1 protein-coding gene is annotated in these 609 nt (G+C 58.3%); it reads left to right on the top strand.

Annotation, left to right across the window (positions count from 1 at the left end; all coding sequences use genetic code 11):
- Positions 1 to 609 (top strand): EF-Tu C-terminal domain-related protein (locus HMPREF1249_RS03655; RefSeq protein WP_039873188.1); only part of this gene is annotated, 609 nt, incomplete at both ends.

Genomic DNA, 609 nt, shown 5'->3' with positions numbered 1-609 from the left:
GCTTGACGCGTGCGACAGCTACTTCCCGGATCCGGTGCGCGAGACCGACAAGCCCTTCCTGATGCCGATTGAAGACGTATTCACCATCACCGGCCGCGGCACGGTTGTTACCGGCCGAGTCGAGAGCGGAATCATCAAAGCCGGCGAAGAAGTAGAAATCGTCGGGATCAAGGACACGCGGAAAGTCGTTGTCACCAGCCTTGAAATGTTCCGGAAGATCCTTGACGACGCGGAAGCGGGCGACAACGTTGGAGCGCTACTTCGCGGCGTAGACAAGGACGAAGTGGAACGCGGCCAGGTCTTGGCGAAGCCGGGCAGCATCAAGCCGCACACGAAGTTCAAGAGCGAAGTGTACGTCTTGAAGAAAGAAGAGGGCGGGCGCCACACGCCGTTCTTCAAGGGCTACAAGCCGCAGTTCTACTTCCGCACGACGGACGTGACCGGATCGATCAAGCTTCCTGACGGAGTGGAAATGGTCATGCCTGGAGACAACGCGACGTTTGAAGTGGAACTGATCTGCCCGATTGCAATGAGCGAAGGCCTTCGTTTTGCAATTCGCGAAGGCGGCCACACCGTCGGAGCCGGCGTCGTTTCCGAGATTCTCGAGTA

Origin of the sequence: Jonquetella sp. BV3C21, assembly GCF_000468895.1 — a bacterium.
Classification (GTDB): domain Bacteria; phylum Synergistota; class Synergistia; order Synergistales; family Dethiosulfovibrionaceae; genus Jonquetella; species Jonquetella anthropi.
The sequence above is the reverse complement of the archived record's forward strand: the minus strand, read 5'-3'. Positions and strand labels throughout refer to the sequence as shown.